Annotated in this window: 16 protein-coding genes; 11 read left to right on the forward strand and 5 right to left on the reverse strand. The window is 72.1% G+C overall.

The annotated features are described in order from the left end of the window. From flgK to E9228_RS02815, 4 genes are read left to right on the forward strand one after another with little or no spacing between them, the layout of a single operon-like run. The gene (flgK, locus tag E9228_RS02800) at positions 1 to 1,452 is read left to right on the forward strand and encodes a flagellar hook-associated protein FlgK (protein WP_208385448.1); all 1,452 of its coding nucleotides are present in this window, start codon (positions 1 to 3) and stop codon (positions 1,450 to 1,452) included. A 2-nt stretch (positions 1,453 to 1,454) separates the two neighbouring features. Next, positions 1,455 to 2,339, forward strand: a complete 885-nt coding sequence (gene flgL / locus E9228_RS02805) for a flagellar hook-associated protein FlgL (protein WP_166779056.1) — start codon at positions 1,455 to 1,457, stop codon at positions 2,337 to 2,339. Continuing rightward, complete coding sequence (gene fliW, locus E9228_RS02810; RefSeq protein WP_166779057.1) at positions 2,336 to 2,728, forward strand: flagellar assembly protein FliW; 393 nt, start codon at positions 2,336 to 2,338, stop codon at positions 2,726 to 2,728. Before flgL ends, fliW begins: the two co-directional genes overlap by 4 nt. A 51-nt stretch (positions 2,729 to 2,779) precedes the next feature. Further along, a complete protein-coding gene (locus tag E9228_RS02815) occupies positions 2,780 to 3,628 on the forward strand; it encodes a hypothetical protein (protein ID WP_208385449.1) in 849 nt (282 codons plus the stop codon). Positions 3,629 to 3,731: 103 nt separating this feature from the next. Here E9228_RS02815 and E9228_RS02820 read toward each other — a convergent pair whose 3' ends face one another. Then, a complete protein-coding gene (locus E9228_RS02820) occupies positions 3,732 to 4,700 on the reverse strand; it encodes a beta-ketoacyl-ACP synthase III (RefSeq protein WP_341849741.1) in 969 nt (322 codons plus the stop codon). A 90-nt stretch (positions 4,701 to 4,790) separates the two neighbouring features. Beyond that, complete coding sequence (locus E9228_RS02825) at positions 4,791 to 5,183, reverse strand: ChaB family protein (protein ID WP_166779059.1); 393 nt, start codon at positions 5,181 to 5,183, stop codon at positions 4,791 to 4,793. A 99-nt stretch (positions 5,184 to 5,282) separates the two neighbouring features. Between E9228_RS02825 and E9228_RS02830 the strand changes: the two genes are divergently transcribed. After that, the gene (locus E9228_RS02830; RefSeq protein ID WP_166779060.1) at positions 5,283 to 6,254 is read left to right on the forward strand and encodes an aldo/keto reductase; all 972 of its coding nucleotides are present in this window, start codon (positions 5,283 to 5,285) and stop codon (positions 6,252 to 6,254) included. A gap of 145 nt (positions 6,255 to 6,399) precedes the next feature. On the opposite strand, the gene E9228_RS02835 is transcribed toward E9228_RS02830, so the two are convergent. Both E9228_RS02835 and zapE read right to left on the reverse strand, forming a co-directional pair. Continuing rightward, positions 6,400 to 7,674, reverse strand: a complete 1,275-nt coding sequence (locus tag E9228_RS02835) for an ammonium transporter (RefSeq protein WP_166779061.1) — start codon at positions 7,672 to 7,674, stop codon at positions 6,400 to 6,402. A gap of 187 nt (positions 7,675 to 7,861) precedes the next feature. Beyond that, entirely contained in the window at positions 7,862 to 8,977 is a 1,116-nt protein-coding gene (gene zapE / locus E9228_RS02840) for a cell division protein ZapE (protein WP_341849742.1), read from the reverse strand. Positions 8,978 to 9,089: 112 nt separating this feature from the next. Here zapE and E9228_RS02845 point away from each other — a divergent pair, with 112 nt between their 5' ends. Both E9228_RS02845 and E9228_RS02850 read left to right on the forward strand, forming a co-directional pair. Further along, complete coding sequence (locus tag E9228_RS02845) at positions 9,090 to 10,001, forward strand: sulfurtransferase (RefSeq protein WP_166779062.1); 912 nt, start codon at positions 9,090 to 9,092, stop codon at positions 9,999 to 10,001. Further along, a complete protein-coding gene (locus tag E9228_RS02850; RefSeq protein ID WP_166779063.1) occupies positions 9,998 to 10,450 on the forward strand; it encodes a SufE family protein in 453 nt (150 codons plus the stop codon). Before E9228_RS02845 ends, E9228_RS02850 begins: the two co-directional genes overlap by 4 nt. A 52-nt stretch (positions 10,451 to 10,502) precedes the next feature. On the opposite strand, the gene E9228_RS02855 is transcribed toward E9228_RS02850, so the two are convergent. Beyond that, entirely contained in the window at positions 10,503 to 11,708 is a 1,206-nt protein-coding gene (locus tag E9228_RS02855) for an alpha/beta hydrolase family protein (RefSeq protein ID WP_166779064.1), read from the reverse strand. A 98-nt stretch (positions 11,709 to 11,806) separates the two neighbouring features. On the opposite strand from E9228_RS02855, the gene E9228_RS02860 reads away from it, so the two are divergent. The 4 genes from E9228_RS02860 to E9228_RS02875 all read left to right on the forward strand — a co-directional run bounded on the left by E9228_RS02860 (position 11,807) and on the right by E9228_RS02875 (position 17,254). Next, entirely contained in the window at positions 11,807 to 12,403 is a 597-nt protein-coding gene (locus E9228_RS02860; protein ID WP_166779065.1) for a DUF3000 family protein, read from the forward strand. Then, complete coding sequence (locus E9228_RS02865) at positions 12,396 to 13,775, forward strand: HRDC domain-containing protein (protein ID WP_166779066.1); 1,380 nt, start codon at positions 12,396 to 12,398, stop codon at positions 13,773 to 13,775. Before E9228_RS02860 ends, E9228_RS02865 begins: the two co-directional genes overlap by 8 nt. Positions 13,776 to 13,901: 126 nt before the next feature. Then, a complete protein-coding gene (locus E9228_RS02870; protein ID WP_166779067.1) occupies positions 13,902 to 15,113 on the forward strand; it encodes a thiolase family protein in 1,212 nt (403 codons plus the stop codon). A gap of 2 nt (positions 15,114 to 15,115) precedes the next feature. Then, on the forward strand, positions 15,116 to 17,254 hold the full coding sequence (locus E9228_RS02875) for a 3-hydroxyacyl-CoA dehydrogenase NAD-binding domain-containing protein (RefSeq protein ID WP_166779068.1): 2,139 nt from the start codon (positions 15,116 to 15,118) through the stop codon (positions 17,252 to 17,254). Positions 17,255 to 17,276 lie beyond the last annotated feature (22 nt).

Below are 17,276 nucleotides of genomic sequence, written 5' to 3' on the forward strand. Positions count from 1 at the left end.
ATGGTGAGCACCTTCGGCTCCCTGCAGACCGCGTACTCCGGGCTGGCCGCTGCCCGCGCCGGTCTCGACGTCACCGGCCAGAACATGGCGAACGTCGGCACCGCCGGGTACACGCGGCAGCGGATCGTGCAGATCGAGGTCGGCGCCCCCGCCCAGACCGGCTTCGTCCGGGGCACCGCGGCACTCGCGGGCCAGGGTGTGTCCGTCGACGCGATCGCCCGACTGGCGTCCTCGACCCTCGACACCCGCGTCCGGTTCTCGTCCGGCGCGGCCGCGTACGCCGACACCCGCGCGAGCGCCCTCGACCAGCTCGAGACCGGACTGCACGAGCCCGGCGCCGACGGACTGTCCGCGAAGCTCGACGGCCTCTGGTCCGCCTGGAGCGACCTCGCCACGCACATCGACGACCCCGGCTCCGCCAGCGCCCTGATCGGAGCCGCGAAGACCGTCGCCACCGCCCTGTCCGCCGGCTCGTCCGCGGTCGACGCGCAGTGGTCCGCGACCCGCTCGACCCTCGCCACGCAGGTCGGCCAGCTGAACGACGCCGCGAAGCAGGTCGCCGACCTCAACGGCGCGATCCGCACCGCGGTGGCCTCCGGCGGCACGGCGAACGAGCTCCTCGACCAGCGTGACCAGCTCACCGGGGCGATCGCGACCATGACCGGCGCGGCCGTCCGCGACAACGGCGACGGCACCGTCGACGTCGTCATCGGCGGCAACCCGCTCGTGCAGGGCACCACGGCACGCGGCGTCACGCTCGACGGTCCGCCGACCCTCGACGCCATGAACACGACCTCCGGCACCGGGCAGCCGACCGCGCCGTCGCTCCGCTGGGTCGGTGGCTCGGTCGGCCCGGTCGCCCTCGACGGCGGCTCGATCGCCGGCGGGCTCTCCCTGCTCGCCCCGGCGAACGACGCCCACACCGGCGGCGCACTCGCCGAGGCCTCGGCGGCGTACGACCGCGTCGCGACGGAGCTCGCGACGAAGGTCAACGCCCTGCACGCCACCGGGTCCACCCCGTCGGGTGCGACCGGCACCGCCTTCTTCGCCCTCGCCGACGGCGTCCCCGCCGCGCGGGGCCTGTCCGTCGTCCCCACCGACGCCGCTGGCCTCGCGACCCGGAGCGCGACCGGGCAGTACGACGCCTCCGTCCTCACCGCGATCGCGGGCATCGGCTCCGGTGCCGGGGGCCCGGACACGACCTGGGCGACGTTCGTGACGGGCGTGGGCAGTGCCTCCCGGACGGCGTCGTCGGAATCGACGCTCACCGGACTCGCCCTGACCAACGCGCGCACCCAGCAGCAGTCGAGCGCGGGCGTCGACATGGACGAGGAGAACGTCTCCCTGCTCGCCTACCAGCACGCGTACCAGGGCGCTGCTCGGGTCCTGACCGCCGTCGACGAGATGCTCGACACCATCATCAACCGCCTCGGCCTCGTCGGGAGGAGCTGACCGTGATCACCCGTGTGACCACCCAGATGACCATGGCCGCCGCGCAGGCGCGGCTGCAGGCCGGCGCCGCGAAGGTCGCCGACCTCACCGACCAGGCGACCACGCTGAAGGCGATCCGGAAGCCGTCGGACGACCCGGCCGGCACCGCCACCGCCATGCAGGTGCGCAAGGAGCAGGCACAGGCCGCGCAGCACGCCCGCAACGCGGACGACGCCGTCGGCTGGCTCGCCACGACCGACACCGCCCTCGCCGACGTCGGGGGCGTGCTCGGCAAGGTCCGCGACATCACCGTGCAGGCCGCGAACGACGGCACCTTGAACCCCACCGCCCGCGACGCGTTCATCAAGGAGTTGCAGGGCCTGAAGGCCGACCTGCTCAGCACCGCGAACACGAAGTACGGCAACCGATCGGTGTTCGCCGGGTCCTCGCCCGCCGGCACCGCGTACGCCGACGACACCACGTGGGCCGGCAGCGCGAGCGCCAGCGTCACCCGCACGATCGGCACCGGCGAACAGGTCCGCGTCGACACCGACGGCAGCGCCGTCTTCGGGACCGGCAGCTCGTCGGTCTTCGCACTCCTCGACGGCATCGTCGCCGACCTGCAGGCAGGCACGAACGTGAACCCCCGACTGAACCAGATCGACGCCGCCCAGCTCGCCGTCCGCGGCGCCCAGGCCGACGTCGGCGTCCGGCACTCGGCAGCGCTGGCCGCGCAGGACTCGCTGAAGACACTGTCCACCACCCTGGAGGGACGCCGGTCCGGTGTCGAGGACAAGGCCCTCGCCCAGGCCGTCCTGGACCTGCAGGTCCAGAGCACCAACTACCAGGCAGCCCTCGCCGTCACGGCGAAGGTCCTGCAGCCGACCCTGATGGACTACCTCCGATGAGCATCGACCTGACCTTCCCCGTCGCACCGTTCGGCCTCGAGCCGCTGCGCTCGTTCACGCTCGACCTCGTCGAGGGCGCCGAGGGTCTGTTCACCCTGGTTGGCTCGGGAACCACGACGGCCGGGGTGGACGCGCCGCGGCTGTACCTGCTCGACGCCGCGGTGCACCTTCCCGACTACGCACCGCTGCTGTCCGACGAGCAGGCCGACGTCATCGGGCTGGTGCGTGCCGAGGACGCGATGCTCCTCGTCGTGGCGAACCCCGACGCCGCGGGCACCACCGTCAACCTGCTCGCACCCGTCGTCGTGAACGCCCGCACCGGTGTCGGCGCACAGTTCATCCTCGAGGACCAGGACCTGCCGCTCCGCGCCGAGCTCGCGCGGAGCTGAGGTACGTCGGCGCCCAGCGTCCCCGGGCGGCGCACGGGTAGCGTCGATCGCATGTCCAGCTCCCCGAAGGACCACGACGCGCTCGTGCCCATGCCGCCCGCGCCCGTGCAGTCCGCCACCACGCCCGACGGCCAGCGTGTCCAGCCCGACGCACCCGCCTGGAACGGCTGGCTCGACCGGGCGATCTCGGTCCAGCGACCGGTCGTCGTCGCGCACGTCGCCCGGGTCCGTCGTCGTCACCCCGACGCCTCCCCCGCGCAGGTCATCGAGATCCTCGAACGCCAGTACCTCACCGCCGTGACGTCCGGCGGCGCCGCGGTCGGGGCCAGTGCGGTCATCCCCGGCGTCGGCATGATCGCGAGCCTCGGGCTCAGCGGCGCCGAGACCGTCGGCTTCCTCGAGGCCAGCGCGCTCTTCGCCCAGTCCGTCACCGAGGTGCACGGCATCACCGTCGAGGACCCCGAGCGTGCCCGCGCCCTGGTCATGGCGATGATGCTCGGCGCACCCGGCACGCAGCTCGTCAAGCAGCTCGCCGGACAGGCCGGCGGCGGGCAGGCACGCAGTGCCTTCTGGGGCGAACTGGTCACCTCGTCGCTGCCGAAGTCCGCGGTCAGCGGCATCGGCGGGAAGCTCCGGGCCTCGTTCGTGAAGCGCTTCCTGACCCGTCAGGGCACGTCCATCCTCGGCCGGGCGATCCCGTTCGGCATCGGCGCGGTCGTCGGCGGGCTCGGCAACCACGCGCTCGGCCGGAAGGTCGTGCAGTCCTCCCGCACCGCGTTCGGCCCGCCGCCCGCGCACTTCACCGTCGTGCTGCCGCCGCAGGGTCGGCCGGAGTCGACGGAACCGAAGCCGCTGAGCAAGCGGCAGCAGCGTGCCCTGGACCGCGGTCGCGGCCACTGACGCGGCTCGCGCCACGTGACGTGACGGGAGGCTCCCCACCAGCTGGTGGGGAGCCTCCCGTCACGTCGTGGGGCCGGTCAGTGGCCGGTCGCTCGCGCGCCCGTCAGCGACGACGGGTCGGCGTCATGACGACCTGACCGGCGTGCGCGAAGCCGCCCCCGAAGCCGAACAGCAGCGCCGGGACGCCCTCGGGGAGCTCCCCGCGGTGCCAGGCCTTCGACAGCCCGAGCGGGACGCTCGCCGCCGAGGTGTTGCCGGACTCGACGACGTCACGGACGACGTACTTGCCCTCGCCGCCGAGCGCGGTGACGAGGGGCTCGATGATTCGCAGGTTCGCCTGGTGGAACGCGAACACGCCGACGTCGTTAAGGGTGAGGCCGGCGCGTTCGACGACCGCGCGAGCGTGTCCCTCGGCCTCGGTGATCGCCCACCGGTAGATCGAGCGGCCCTCCTGCTGGAAGACCTCGGGATCGTGCGTGACGCGCACGGCGTCCTGCAGGTGCGGCACGCTGCCCCACGAGACGGAGCTGATCTGCGGCTCGTCGGAGACGCCGAGGACCGCGGCGCCCGCGCCGTCGCCGACCAGGACGCACGTCGAACGGTCGGTCCAGTCCGCGATCCGGGAGAGCGTCTCGGACCCGATCACGAGCGCGGTGTCGGCGGCGCCGGTGCGGATCGCCTGGTCGGCCATCGCCATCGCGTACTCGAAGCCGCTGCACGCGGTGTTGATGTCGATCGGCGCCGGGCCGTTCGACATCCCCAGGGCCGCTGCGACCCGGCCGGCGGTGTACGGCGACCGGTCGCGGTGGGTGGTCGAGGCGACCACGACCAGGTCGACGTCCGTCGGCGCGACCCCGGCGTCGGCCAGGGCGTTGCGCGCGGCCTCGGTCGCCATCGACGTCACGCTGTCGTCGGGCCCGGCGATGTGCCGTGTCTTGATGCCGGTGCGGGTGGTGATCCACTCGTCGTTCGTGTCGACCATCGTCGACAGTTCGTCGTTGGTGAGGATCCGGTCGGGCTGGTGGTGGCCGAACCCGATGATCCGGCTGCCTCGGAGTGCTGGGATGTTCACACCCGGCACGCTACGCCTGTCGTCCATCGCAGCATGCCCGGGACGGCATGCGGGCACCCGGACAGTGGCGCGGGACCGGTGGCCGTCCGGTCAGTCGCGGGCCTTCGCGGTGGCCCGACGGTTCGCCTTCTTGATCGCGTCGACCAGTTCGTCCTTCGTCATGGTCGATCGACCGCTGACGTCCAGGCGCTTCGCGACGTCGAGCAGGTGCGCCTTCGAGGCGTTCGCGTCGACGCCCTCCTCGGTCGTGCCCGAACCGCGCGAGCCGGCGGCGCCGGAGTCCGACGGTCCCGCTGCGTCCTTCTCCTCCCAGTGGTCGCCGACCTTCTCGTACTCGTGCTTCACCGCGGCCCAGGCGGTGCGACCGGCGCGCTGCCCGTCGCCGTACTCGGCCTCGGCGGACTTCCGTGCGGCGCGGTAGATCTCCTGCGCGTGCTGCGGGGACCGCTGCAGGGTGCTGGGGAGGTCGTCGTCGGCGGGCATGTCGGGCTCCTTCGGTCTGGTCGGTCCGTGGTCAGGTGGCCTTCACCGGTACTCGCAGGGCCTGGCAGGCGGTCGAGGAACAGGCGTAGACCTGGCGTCATGGACTACACACACCTCGGACGGACAGGGCTGTCGGTGTCACGGGCGGTGCTCGGCACCATGAACTTCGGACCGGAGACCAGCGAGGACGACTCGCACGCGATCATGGACCGGGCGCACGAGCTCGGCGTGAACTTCTTCGACACCGCCAACGCGTACGGCGGCTCGGTGGGCAAGGGCGCCACCGAGGAGATCATCGGCCGCTGGTTCGCCCGGGGCGGCGGACGACGCGACAAGACGATCCTCGCGACGAAGGTCTACGGCGACATGACCGGTTGGCCGAACGGCGAGAAGCTCAGCGCGTACAACATCCGCCAGTCGATCGACGCCTCGCTCCGCCGCCTGCAGACCGACCACATCGACCTCTACCAGATGCACCACGTCGACCGGGACACGCCCTGGGACGAGATCTGGCAGGCGATGGAGATCGCCGTCGGCCAGGGCAAGGTCCTGTACGTCGGGTCGTCGAACTTCGCCGGGTGGCACATCGCCCAGGCGCAGGAGGCCGCGGAGCACCGGAACTTCCTGGGCCTCGTCAGCGAGCAGTCGATCTACAACCTGGTCGTCCGCGACGTCGAGCGCGAGGTCCTGCCGGCCGCGCAGCACTACGGCCTCGGCGTCATCCCGTGGTCGCCGCTGCAGGGCGGTCTGCTCGGTGGCGTCATCGAGAAGACCGAGAACGGGTCCCGCCGCCTGTCCGGGCGGAGCGCCGAGTACGTCGACGCCCACCGTGACCAGCTGACGGCGTACGAGTCGTTCGCGAAGGAGCTCGGGCACACCCCGGGCGAACTCGCGCTGGCGTGGCTGCTGCACCAGCCGGGTGTCACCGCGCCGATCACCGGTCCGCGCACGATGGAGCAGTGGGAGTCCGCGGTCCGTGCCGTCGACGTGCGCCTCGACCAGTCCGCGCTCGACCGTCTCGACGAGCTCTTCCCGGGACACAAGACGTCCCCCGAGGACTACGCCTGGTGACCTGACCCCTCGCAAAACGCAAGGTGGGCGGCGTCCCGCAGCGGTACTCCGTTGCGCGGCACCGCCCACCTTGCGTTTTGCGGGACCCGCACGACGACGGCCCCCGCTCGGAGAGCGGGGGCCGTCGTCACGTGCGGGGAGCGTGTCAGCGGACGCCGACCGGGCTCTTGTCCTCCTCGTCGTAGAGGACGTAGCCCTCTTCGCCGTGGACCGCGGTGTCGATGCCGGCGACCTCGTCCTCGGTCTTGACGCGGAAGCCGATCGTCTTCTCGATGATGAAGCCGATGACGAAGGCCAGGACGAACGAGTACGCACCGACGGCACCGGCGGCAGCGGCCTGCTTGCCGAGCTGCTCGAACGAGCCGGAGTAGATCAGGCCGGTGTCGTTGGCGAAGAAGCCGAGGAACAGCGTGCCGAAGATGCCGCCGACCAGGTGCACGCCGACCACGTCGAGCGAGTCGTCGAAGCCGAGACGGTACTTCCAGTCGATCGCGAAGCAGCAGACGATGCCGGCGAGGAAGCCGAGCACGAGACCCCATCCGGGCGTCAGGTTCGCGCAGGCCGGGGTGATCGCGACGAGACCGGTGACGGCACCCGAGGCGGCGCCGACCGAGGTGGCCTTGCCGTCCTTGAGCTTCTCGACGAGCAGCCAGCCGAGGATCGCGGCGGCCGGAGCGGCGAGCGTGTTGACCCAGGCGATCGAGGCGATGCCGTCAGCAGCACCCTCGGAGCCAGCGTTGAAGCCGAACCAGCCGAACCACAGGATCGCGGCGCCGAGCAGGACGAAGGGCGGGTTGTGCGGCTTGTGCGCACCCTTGGCGAACCCGACGCGCTTGCCGAGCACCAGCGCCAGGGCGAGGCCCGCAGCACCGGCGTTGATGTGCACCGCGGTGCCACCGGCGAAGTCGATGACGCCCCACGTGGCGGCCCAGCCGGAGGTGAGGTTGAACACCCACGATGCGACGGGGAAGTAGACGACCGTGACCCAGACGCCGGCGAAGACCATCCAGGCGCCGAACTTCGCGCGGTCGGCGATCGCACCGGAGATGAGCGCGACGGTGATGATCGCGAACGTCGCCTGGAACCCGACGAAGGCCATCGACGGGTAGGCCGCGTCGATCTTCGATGCCGTCGCCTCCTCGAACGCCTGGCCGAGGCCGAGCTGGTTCCAGTCGATGCTGAAGAACCCGACGACGCCGGAGATCGCCGTGTGGTCGCCGGGGTTCGCGAAGGCGATCGCGTAGCCGTACAGCACCCAGAGGACGCTCACCAGGGCGATCGCCCCGAACGACATCATCATCATGCTGATGACGGACTTGGCCTTCACCAGTCCGCCGTAGAAGAAGGCCAGGCCGGGTGTCATGAACAACACCAGCGCTGCCATCACCAACACGAACGTCGTGTTGCCCTGATCAAGCATGTGTGCACCTCTCGTGAGCTGTGCGGCTCTCGTCCGCCTCGGGTGCGACTGAGTCTGGCGACGACGTGTTTCACCGGGACGCTCGAACTGTTTCGCGGAGGTAACGTCACGGCGCGTTCTGTGAACGCTGTGTTTCGTGGACCGGTCAGTGCGGTGTGCGCGCGCCCTCCGGGACGTGCGAGGACGGTCAGGAGGCCCGGGGCTGGCTCTCCGCGCGGGTCAACGCGACGACGCGGCTGGCCGCGCGCAGGTACTTCTTGCGGTACCCGCCCTCGAGCATCACCTCGGGGTACACGGTGTCGAGGGGGACACCGGAGGCGACGATCCGGACCTGCGCGTCGTAGAGCCGGTCGACGAGCGCCACCCAGCGGAGGGCGTCGGTCTGGTCGGTGAACGCCTGCACGTCGGTCAGCCCGACCGCGTCGAGTCCGTCGACGAGGGCGACGTACTTCGACGGGTGCACCGACGCCAGGTGGGCCACGACGGCACGGAAGTCGTCCTGTGTGACGCGGGCCGGGCCTCCCGTCCCGGACGGCGCCGACGACGACGACGACGGCGTCAGCGTCGCCAGGACGGACGCGACGTCGTCGACCACCGACGCGGACTCGTCGACGGCACGGCGGCGGAAGTCGAGGCCGTCGATCCGCATCGTGTCGAACCGGTCCGACATCGCCTGGATCTCGCGGAGGAAGTCCTGCGCCGCGAACCGGCCCTCGCCGAGCGCGCCCGGTGGGGTGTTCGACGTGGCGGCGAAGCGGGTGCCGGACTCGGACAGCTCCTTGATGAGCCGCGTCATGACCATCGTGTCGCCCGGGTCGTCGAGCTCGAACTCGTCGATGCAGACGAGCGCGGTGCCGCGGAGCAGGTCGACGGTGCCCTGGAACCCGAGGGCACCGACGAGGGCGGTGTACTCGATGAAGGTGCCGAACGTCTTCCGGCCGGTGGCCGCGTGGTACGCCGCGGCGAGCAGGTGCGTCTTGCCGACGCCGAAGCCGCCGTCCAGGTACACGCCGGACCGCGCCGGGGTCTCGGGCTCCTTGCGCTTCCGACCGAACAGGCCGCGCTTGGCGGGCTCGGGCGCCGTCCGGACGAAGGCCTCGACCGCGTCGCGGACCTCGGCCTGCGACGCGTACTCCGGGTCGGGGCGGTACGAGGCGAACGACGCGGTGGCGAACTGCGGCGGCGGCACCAGCGAGTCGGCCATCTGCTGCGGGGTCACCTGCGGGTCGCGGTCCACGAGGTGGGCGACGGGAGCGAGTTCGGGCAAGACGGCCTTCCGGTGCGGAGCGTGCGAGTCGAGCACGTCGTGCGGTGTCACGGTGCGGCGGGGACTCGGTCCGTCCGCGTACCGTTGCGGTCGACGCGCAAGGACCGATCGTAGTCCGCACGCCACCGATCCCCAGGAGGTACCCCCGATGACCGCACCGGTCGACCCGTCCGAGAAGTTCCGCTCCTACGCACACCCCGAGCGGCTGGTGTCCACCGAGTGGCTGCAGGAGCAACTCGACGCCGGAGCCGGATCGCCGGAGCTCGTCGTGGTGGAGTCCGACGAGGACGTCCTGCTCTACGAGACCGGTCACGTCCCGGGCTCGGTGAAGATCGACTGGCACACCGACCTCAACGACCCGGTGCAGCGCGACTACATCGACGGCGAGGCCTTCGCGCGACTCGTCGGCGGCAAGGGCATCGGCCGCGACACCACCGTCGTCATCCACGGCGACAAGAACAACTGGTGGGCCGCCTACGCCCTCTGGGTCTTCACGCTCTTCGGGCACGAGGACGTCCGCCTGCTCGACGGCGGCCGGGCGAAGTGGATCGCCGAGGGCCGGGCGATGACGACCGACCGGACGTCGGTCGAACCGGTCGAGTACCCGGTCGTGGAGCGCCACGACGAGCCCGTCCGTGCCTTCAAGGACGACGTCCTCGCGCACCTCGGCAAGCCGCTGATCGACGTCCGCAGCGCACCCGAGTACGACGGCTCCCGCACCACCGCGCCGGACTACCCGGAGGAAGGCGCCCTCCGCGGTGGACACATCCCCACCGCCGTGAACATCCCCTGGGCGACCGCGGCCGCCGCGGACGGCACGTTCAGGTCGCGCGACGAACTCGACGCCGTCTACCGCGACGGTGCCGGCATCGGCGACGCGGACGAGGTCATCGCCTACTGCCGCATCGGTGAGCGCTCGAGCCACACCTGGTTCGTCCTGCAGCACCTGCTCGGCTACGAGAACGTGCGCAACTACGACGGGTCCTGGACCGAGTGGGGCAGCGCCGTCCGCGTCCCGATCGTGCAGGGCTCCGAGCCGGGTACGCTCCCCTCTCGATGACGGACGCAGCACTCCCCCAGCCCCTCGCCGAGATCCGCGACGACTTCCTCGCGCTCTCGTTGAACGACCGCCTGCAGCTCCTGCTCGAGTTCTCCGACGAGCTGCCGGCCCTCCCGCCGCGCCTGCAGGGACACGAGGACGAACTCGAACGGGTCGAGGAGTGCCAGTCCCCGGTCTTCATCGCCGTCACGGTCGGCGAGGACGGCGACGCGCCCGACGTCGTCCGGATGCACGCCACCGCACCGCGCGAGTCCCCCACCACCCGCGGGTTCGCCTCGATCCTGGCGCAGGGGCTCTCCGGCCTCACGGCCGAGCAGGTGCTCGCGGTGCCGGCCGACTACCCGCTGACGATCGGGCTGTCCGAGGCGGTCAGCCCGCTGCGGATCCGCGGCATGGTCGGCATGCTCGGCCGGGTGCAGCGGCAGGTGCGTGCGCTGGCGACCGACTGACGGACGGGAGGCCCGTGGCGGCGTCGCCACGGGCCTCCCGGCAGCACTGCGGTCACGGCTCCCGGGCGCTGGCCGCGCCGTCCCGCTGGACCACCTCGGCGAGCCACGCCCGGATCCGCGCGTCGAACCACTCGGCGTCGTGGTTCCAGAGCTTGGTGTGCCGGGCCACGTGCGCGACCTCGAGCTGCACCAGGTCGGGCCGGGCGGCGGCGAGTGCGTGCGAGGCCGAGGACGGCACGAACCCGTCGTCGTCGCTGTGCAGCAGCAGGATCGGCACCCGCAGTTCGTCGGCGCGGGCGACCATGTCGAGTTCGCGCAGGTCGATCGGCTGGTCGAGTCCGGCGACTCGGTGGACGACGGGCGTGCGGAGCACCCACTGCGCCACCTTCCGCACCGGTCGGGGCAGCCGGAGCGCCCGGCTCTGCGACTTGAGGACGGCGTGCCAGTCGACGACCGCCGACTCGAGGACGACCCCGCTGACGAGGCCCGCGAGTCCGGACCTGACCAGGGTCTGCAGGACGACGGCACCGCCCATCGACCAGCCCATGAGCACGACGCTCGAGGCGCCCTGCTGGGCGACCCAGTCGAGCGCCGCGTCGACGTCCTCCCACTCGGTCGACCCGAGGCCGTAGCGACCGTCGGCACTCGGGGGTGCCACGCCGTCGTTCCGCCACGAGGCCAGGAGCACCGAGTACCCGGCGGCGCGGAACACCGGCACGGCGCGGATCGTCTCGGCTCGGGTCACACCACGGCCGTGCACGAGCACCGCCCAGGGCGCGGCCGGGTCCTCGGCGCGGACCACCCAGGCCGGTGCGGGGCCGTTCGGGGTCTGCACGTCGACGTCCTCGACGGGGACCCCGAGCTCCCCGGGGGTGAGGTAGAACCAGCCGCCCCACCGGCCGCGTCGTGCCACGGTCGGGTCACCGGCGTCCACGGCGATGATCCGCCGGGTGACGGTGGAGCCGGTCGTGGCCAGGACCGCACCGACGCGCATGTGCCCGGTCGCACCGCCGAACCAGAGGCTGTAGCGGCCCGGGGACTCGGTGTCGGGACTGCGTCCCAGGGAGACGGTGCGTGCCTCCAGGTCGACGGCGGTGATCGGCACCCGCTCGGAGCGCTTGCGGTCCGGGGTGACGACGGCCCGTGCGACGGCGGCGACCGAACCGGCGACGACGGCGCCCGCGACCGCGGCTGCGGTGATGCCCGCGCCCAGGGCGACGAGGCCGACGGACCGGACGGCGTCGGGGCGGCGGGCCATGCGGGCCTCCAGGGAGCGGACGACTGCGGGCAGCACGACTGCGCGACGGACGGCGTGCCGCCCGCACCGGTGCTGGGTCCGGAGCCTAGTCTGCATCCGTGCCCGAAACCCGAGTCCCCGACGCCGAACCGGAGGCGTTCGCGCGTCTCCGTGCGTTCGTGTCGAGCGGCAGGACCCGTACCGAGACCACGGTCACCGAGATCCCCTCGCCGAGCCGCATCGCACCCTTCTCACTCGCCCTGGCGGCGGACGTGTCGGGCGCGGTGCACGGCGTGGACTCGGACCTCGGCACCGGACGCTTCATCGCCCTGCACGACCCCGACGAGCCGGAGGGCTGGGGCGGCGCGTACCGCATCGTGACCTTCGCGCAGGCCCCGCTCGAGCCGGAGATCGGCGTCGACGAGTTCGTCGCCGACGTCACCTGGAGCTGGCTCGTCGACGCCCTCGACGCCCACGGCGCCCGCTACGGCAACGCGTCCGGCACGGCGACGAAGATCATCTCGCGCGGCTACGGCGAACTCGCGGCGCAGGGCGACGGCGCCCAACTGGAACTGCGGGCGTCGTGGACGCCCCTCGACGACGACCTGACACCGCACGTGCAGGCGTGGGAGGAGATCGTGGCGATGCTCGCCGGACTCCCCCCGGCCTCGGACGGTGTCTCGCTCCTGGCCCCCCGGAGGCTCGCCCGTGACTGACGCCGATCCCGCCTACGAGGACGCGCACGCCGCCGTCCACGTCGTCGAGGAACGCGACGAGTACCTCGACGCCGTCGCACGGCTCGCCGCCGGGCACGGTCCGGTCGCCGTCGACGCCGAGCGCGCCAGCGGCTACCGGTACTCCCAGCGGGCGTACCTGATCCAGGTGTTCCGCCGCGGATCCGGGTCGTTCCTGTTCGACCCGATCGCGATCGGCGACTTCAGCGACCTGCAGGCAGCGCTCGTCGACGAGGAATGGGTGTTCCACGCCGCCTCGCAGGACCTGCCGTGCCTCCGCGAGGTCGGCTTGGTCCCGACCCGGATCTTCGACACCGAGCTCGGCGCACGCATCGCCGGGTTCCCGCGGGTCGGCCTCGGGGCGGTCGTCGAGCAGCTGCTCGGCATCACGCTCGCGAAGGCGCACTCCGCCGCCGACTGGTCGACCCGGCCGCTCCCCCAGGCCTGGCTCGTCTACGCCGCCCTCGACGTCGAACTGCTGCCGGACCTCCGCGACTCGCTCGCCGCGGTGCTCGAGGCCGCCGGCAAGACGCGCATCGCGGAGGAGGAGTTCGCCGCTGTCCTCGCCCGTGCGCCGAAGCCGCCGCGTGCCGAACCCTGGCGTCGACTGTCCGGCATGAACGTCCTCCGCGGTGCACGAGCCCTCGCGATCGCCCGGTCGCTCTGGCTCGCCCGTGACACGTACGCGCAGGAGACCGACATCGCGCCCGGCCGCACGATCCCGGACTCGGCGATCGTCGCCGCCGCGGCAGCAGCCCCGACCTCGCGCGCCGAACTCGGCGCCCTGAAGTCGTTCACCGGACGCGCCAGCCGCTCTGAACTCGACCGGTGGTGGGCCGCCGTCGACGAGGGCGAGACCACCGAGGACCTGCCGCGCCTGCGTGGCGGGGGTGAGCCGAGCCTCCCGCCGCCGCGCGCCTGGGCCGAGCGCAACCCGGCCGCCGACCGCCGGTACCGGGCCGCCCGCGCCGCCGTCACCGCGCGGGCTGCCGAGCTGGACCTGCCCGTCGAGAACCTGCTCACGCCGGAGACGCTCCGCCTGGTCTCCTGGAACCCGCCGAAGACCATCGCGACCGAGACCGTCGGCGCGACGCTCGCGTCGCACGACGCCCGTCCATGGCAGGTCGAGGAGACCGCGTCCGTCATCGCGCACGCGTTCGAGGTCGCCGCGGACCGGTCCGTCGAGGACCCGGCGGCCGCCGTCACCGCGACCACGGCCTCCCGTCCGGACGACTCGACCGCCGACGCCGACGCCGACGGGACGACCGATGACGCGAGTGCCGACACCGCCGGCGACGCTGCGCTTGTCGCAGACGGACAGGCCGACGACGCCACCGGGACGACCGGCTCGTAGGAACCGCCCAACCGACGTGCCCCCGCCCAGCCGGGGGTACTAGCGTCGGACCGTCGCCGGGCGAGGCCCGGCCGGTCGGGGCGACACGTCGCTCCGGCCCGATCGTTGTGGATCTGGAGGCTCGCATTGCCGAAGACATCAGACGTCGTGTTCGTGGACGGTGTCCGTACCCCGTTCGGCCGCGCCGGTGAGAAGGGGGTGTTCTGGCGCACCCGTGCCGACGACCTCGCCGTGCACGCGATGCGTGGGCTGCTCGACCGGAACAGCTCCCTCGACGGGGCCGCCGTGGACGACGTCGCCGTCGCCGCGACCACCCAGCAGGGCGACCAGGGCCTGACCCTCGGCCGCACCGTCGGGATGCTCGCCGGCCTGCCGAAGTCCGTCCCCGGCTACGCCATCGACCGCATGTGCGCCGGTGCCATGACGAGCGTCACGACGCTCGCGGGCGCCATCGCCTTCGGCGCTGCCGACGTCGCCATCGCCGGCGGGGTCGAGCACATGGGACGCCACCCGATGGGCTTCAACGCCGACCCGAACCCCCGCTTCGTCGCGGAGCGCATGGTCGCACCCGACGCGCTCGTGATGGGCAACACCGCCGAGCGCCTGCACGACCGCTTCCCCGCCATCACGAAGGACCGCACCGACGCGTTCGCCGTGCAGTCCCAGCAGCGCTACGCCGCCGCCTGGGGCGCCGGCAAGCTGCAGCCGGACGTCATCCCGGTCGAGGTGAACACCGGAGCGGGCTGGGACATCGTCTCGTCCGACGAGCCGCCGCGTCCCGGCACCACCCTGGAGGCCCTGGCCGCGCTGAAGACGCCGTTCCGGCCCCACGGACGGGTCACCGCCGGCAACGCCGCCGGACTCAACGACGGCGCGACGATGAGCCTCCTGGCCTCGGACGCCGGCGCCAAGGAGCACGGGCTGCCGACCAAGATGCGAATGGTCTCGTTCGCCTTCGCGGGCGTCGAGCCCGAGGTGATGGGCGTCGGCCCGGTCCCCGCGACCGACAAGGCCCTGTCGAAGGCCGGCCTGTCGATCGACGACATCGGTCTGTTCGAGATCAACGAGGCGTTCGCCGTCCAGGTCCTCGCGTTCCTCGACAACTACGGCATCGCGCAGGACTCCCCGAACGTGAACGCGTGGGGTGGCGCGATCGCCGTCGGGCACCCGCTCGCGTCGAGCGGCGTCCGTCTGATGACCCAACTCGCGGCGCAGTTCGCCGAGCGTCCGGACGTCAAGTACGGCATCACGACGATGTGCATCGGGCTCGGCCAGGGCGGCACCGTCATCTGGGAGAACCCGAACTTCAGCAAGTCCGCGGCACGGAAGGCGGCCTGACCATGACCACCACCCCGATCGACCAGCTGACCGCCCTGAGCGAGGACGAGGTCGTCACCCACTCGTACGTCAAGCACGTGGCGCTGCCCTCCGGTGGCACGCTCGCGCTCATCACGCTCGACAACGGCAAGGACTACAAGCGCCCCTCGACGCTCGGCCCGCGCACCATGCGTGAGCTGTCCGACGTGCTCGACGGGTTGCAGGCTGCAGCGGCGGCGGGCACCGTCCAGGCCGTCGCGATCACCGGCAAGGAGTACTGCTTCGCCGCCGGCGCCGACCTGTCCCAGGCGGCCGCGCTGCCCTCCCGCGAGGTCGCGCACGAGCTCGGCGTGCTCGGCCACGCCACCCTCCGGAAGTTCAGCGAGCTCGGCGTGCCGTCGTTCGCGTTCGTCAACGGCATCGCGCTCGGCGGCGGACTCGAGGTGGCGTTGCACTGCACGTACCGCGTGTTCTCCTCCGCCGCGCAGGGCATCGGCCTGCCCGAGGTCTTCCTCGGCATCATCCCCGGCTGGGGCGGAGCGACGCTGCTCCCCCGCCTCATCGGTCCGGAGCGGGCCCTGCGGGTCATCGTCGAGAACCCGCTGAAGAACAACCGCCTGCTGGACGGGAAGGCCGCGGTCGACCTGGGCATCGGCGATGCGCTGATCCCCTCGGTGACCTTCCTGCCGTCCGCGGTCGCCTGGGCCGACGGCGTGGTCGCCGGTCGCACCAAGGTCGTCCGGAAGAACGAGCCGGGCATGCTCGAGAAGGCCTCGTGGGGCACGGTCGTCAAGGTCGCGCGCTCGCAGGTCACGTCGAAGATCGGCTCGGTGCCGAAGTCGCCGTTCCGTGCGCTCGACCTCGTCGCCGCCGCCAAGTCCGGGTCCCTGGACGAGCGCTTCGCCGGCGAGGACGACGCCCTCGCCGACCTGCTCTCCGGCGACCAGTTCGCCGCGTCGATGTACGCGTTCGACCTCGTGCAGAAGCGGGCGAAGCGTCCGGTCGGAGCGCCCGAGGGTGTCGCCGCGAAGAAGATCACGAAGGTCGGCGTGCTCGGTGCCGGGCTGATGGCGTCGCAGTTCGCCCTGCTCTTCGCCCGCCGGCTCGGGGTCCCCGTGGTCATCACCGACGTCTCGCAGGAGCGCGTCGACGCGGGTGTCGCCCGGATCCGGCAGTCCGTCGACGAGATGCTCGCCAAGGGCCGCGTCTCGCAGGACGACGCGAACCGCATCACCGCGCTCGTCACCGGTTCGGTGTCCTACGACGCCTTCGCCGACGCCGACTGGGTGATCGAGGCCGTCTTCGAGGAGATGGGCGTCAAGCAGGAGGTCTTCCGGAACATCGAACAGGTCATCGCCCCGGACGCGATCCTCGCCACGAACACGTCGTCGCTGTCCGTCGACGAGATGGCATCGGTGCTGCAGCACCCGGAGCGCCTGGTCGGGTTCCACTTCTTCAACCCGGTCGCGGTCATGCCCCTGCTCGAGGTCGTCCGCGCCGCACGGACCTCGGACGAGGCCGTCGCCACCGCCCTGGCCGTCGCGAAGACCCTGAAGAAGACGGCCATCGTCACGGCTGACCAGCCGGGCTTCGTCGTCAACCGGGTGCTCGCCCGCGTCCTCGGCGAGGCCATGCGTGGCGTCGAGGAGGGCACGTCGTTCGACACCGTCGCCGAGGGGGCCGCTCCCCTGGGGCTGCCGATGTCGCCGTTCGAACTGCTCGAGCTCGTCGGGCTGCCGGTCGGGGCGCACGTGCTCGACTCGCACCATGCCGCCTGGCCGGAGCGCTTCTACCCGGGCGACGGGCTGAAGCGGATCGCCGAGCACGGCACGATCCTGACCCGCGACAAGAAGGGCAACGCCACCGGGTACGACCCGGCGGCCGTCAAGCTCGTCGCACCCGCGAAGAAGGACGCCCACCCGGTCGACGCTGCCGAGATGCAGCGCCGGTTCGAGGACGCCCTGGCCGACGAGGTGCACCGCATGCTCGAGGACGGTGTCGTCCAGCACGTCGAGGAGATCGACCTCGGGCTCATCCTCGGCGCGGGCTACCCGTTCCAGGCCGGTGGCATCAGCCCGTACCTCGACCGCTCCGGTGCGTCTGAGCGCGTCTTCGGCGGGACGTTCCACGAGCCGCCGATCGTGGGCCCCGCCTCCCGCTGACCCCCTCCGCGAAACACCGGTG

The organism is Curtobacterium salicis (assembly GCF_011759505.1).
Lineage (GTDB): Bacteria > Actinomycetota > Actinomycetes > Actinomycetales > Microbacteriaceae > Curtobacterium > Curtobacterium salicis.

Bases quoted from the DNA above. Each gene is read 5' to 3' on its own strand.
- flgK (WP_208385448.1), top strand. From the start codon at position 1: ATGGTGAGCACCTTCGGCTCCCTGCAGACCGCGTACTCCGGGCTGGCC.
- fliW (WP_166779057.1), top strand. From the start codon at position 2,336: ATGAGCATCGACCTGACCTTCCCCGTCGCACCGTTCGGCCTCGAGCCG.
- E9228_RS02815 (WP_208385449.1), top strand. From the start codon at position 2,780: ATGTCCAGCTCCCCGAAGGACCACGACGCGCTCGTGCCCATGCCGCCC.
- E9228_RS02825 (WP_166779059.1), bottom strand. From the start codon at position 5,183: ATGCCCGCCGACGACGACCTCCCCAGCACCCTGCAGCGGTCCCCGCAG.
- E9228_RS02830 (WP_166779060.1), top strand. From the start codon at position 5,283: ATGGACTACACACACCTCGGACGGACAGGGCTGTCGGTGTCACGGGCG.
- E9228_RS02835 (WP_166779061.1), bottom strand. From the start codon at position 7,674: ATGCTTGATCAGGGCAACACGACGTTCGTGTTGGTGATGGCAGCGCTG.
- E9228_RS02845 (WP_166779062.1), top strand. From the start codon at position 9,090: ATGACCGCACCGGTCGACCCGTCCGAGAAGTTCCGCTCCTACGCACAC.
- E9228_RS02850 (WP_166779063.1), top strand. From the start codon at position 9,998: ATGACGGACGCAGCACTCCCCCAGCCCCTCGCCGAGATCCGCGACGAC.
- E9228_RS02855 (WP_166779064.1), bottom strand. From the start codon at position 11,708: ATGGCCCGCCGCCCCGACGCCGTCCGGTCCGTCGGCCTCGTCGCCCTG.
- E9228_RS02875 (WP_166779068.1), top strand. From the start codon at position 15,116: ATGACCACCACCCCGATCGACCAGCTGACCGCCCTGAGCGAGGACGAG.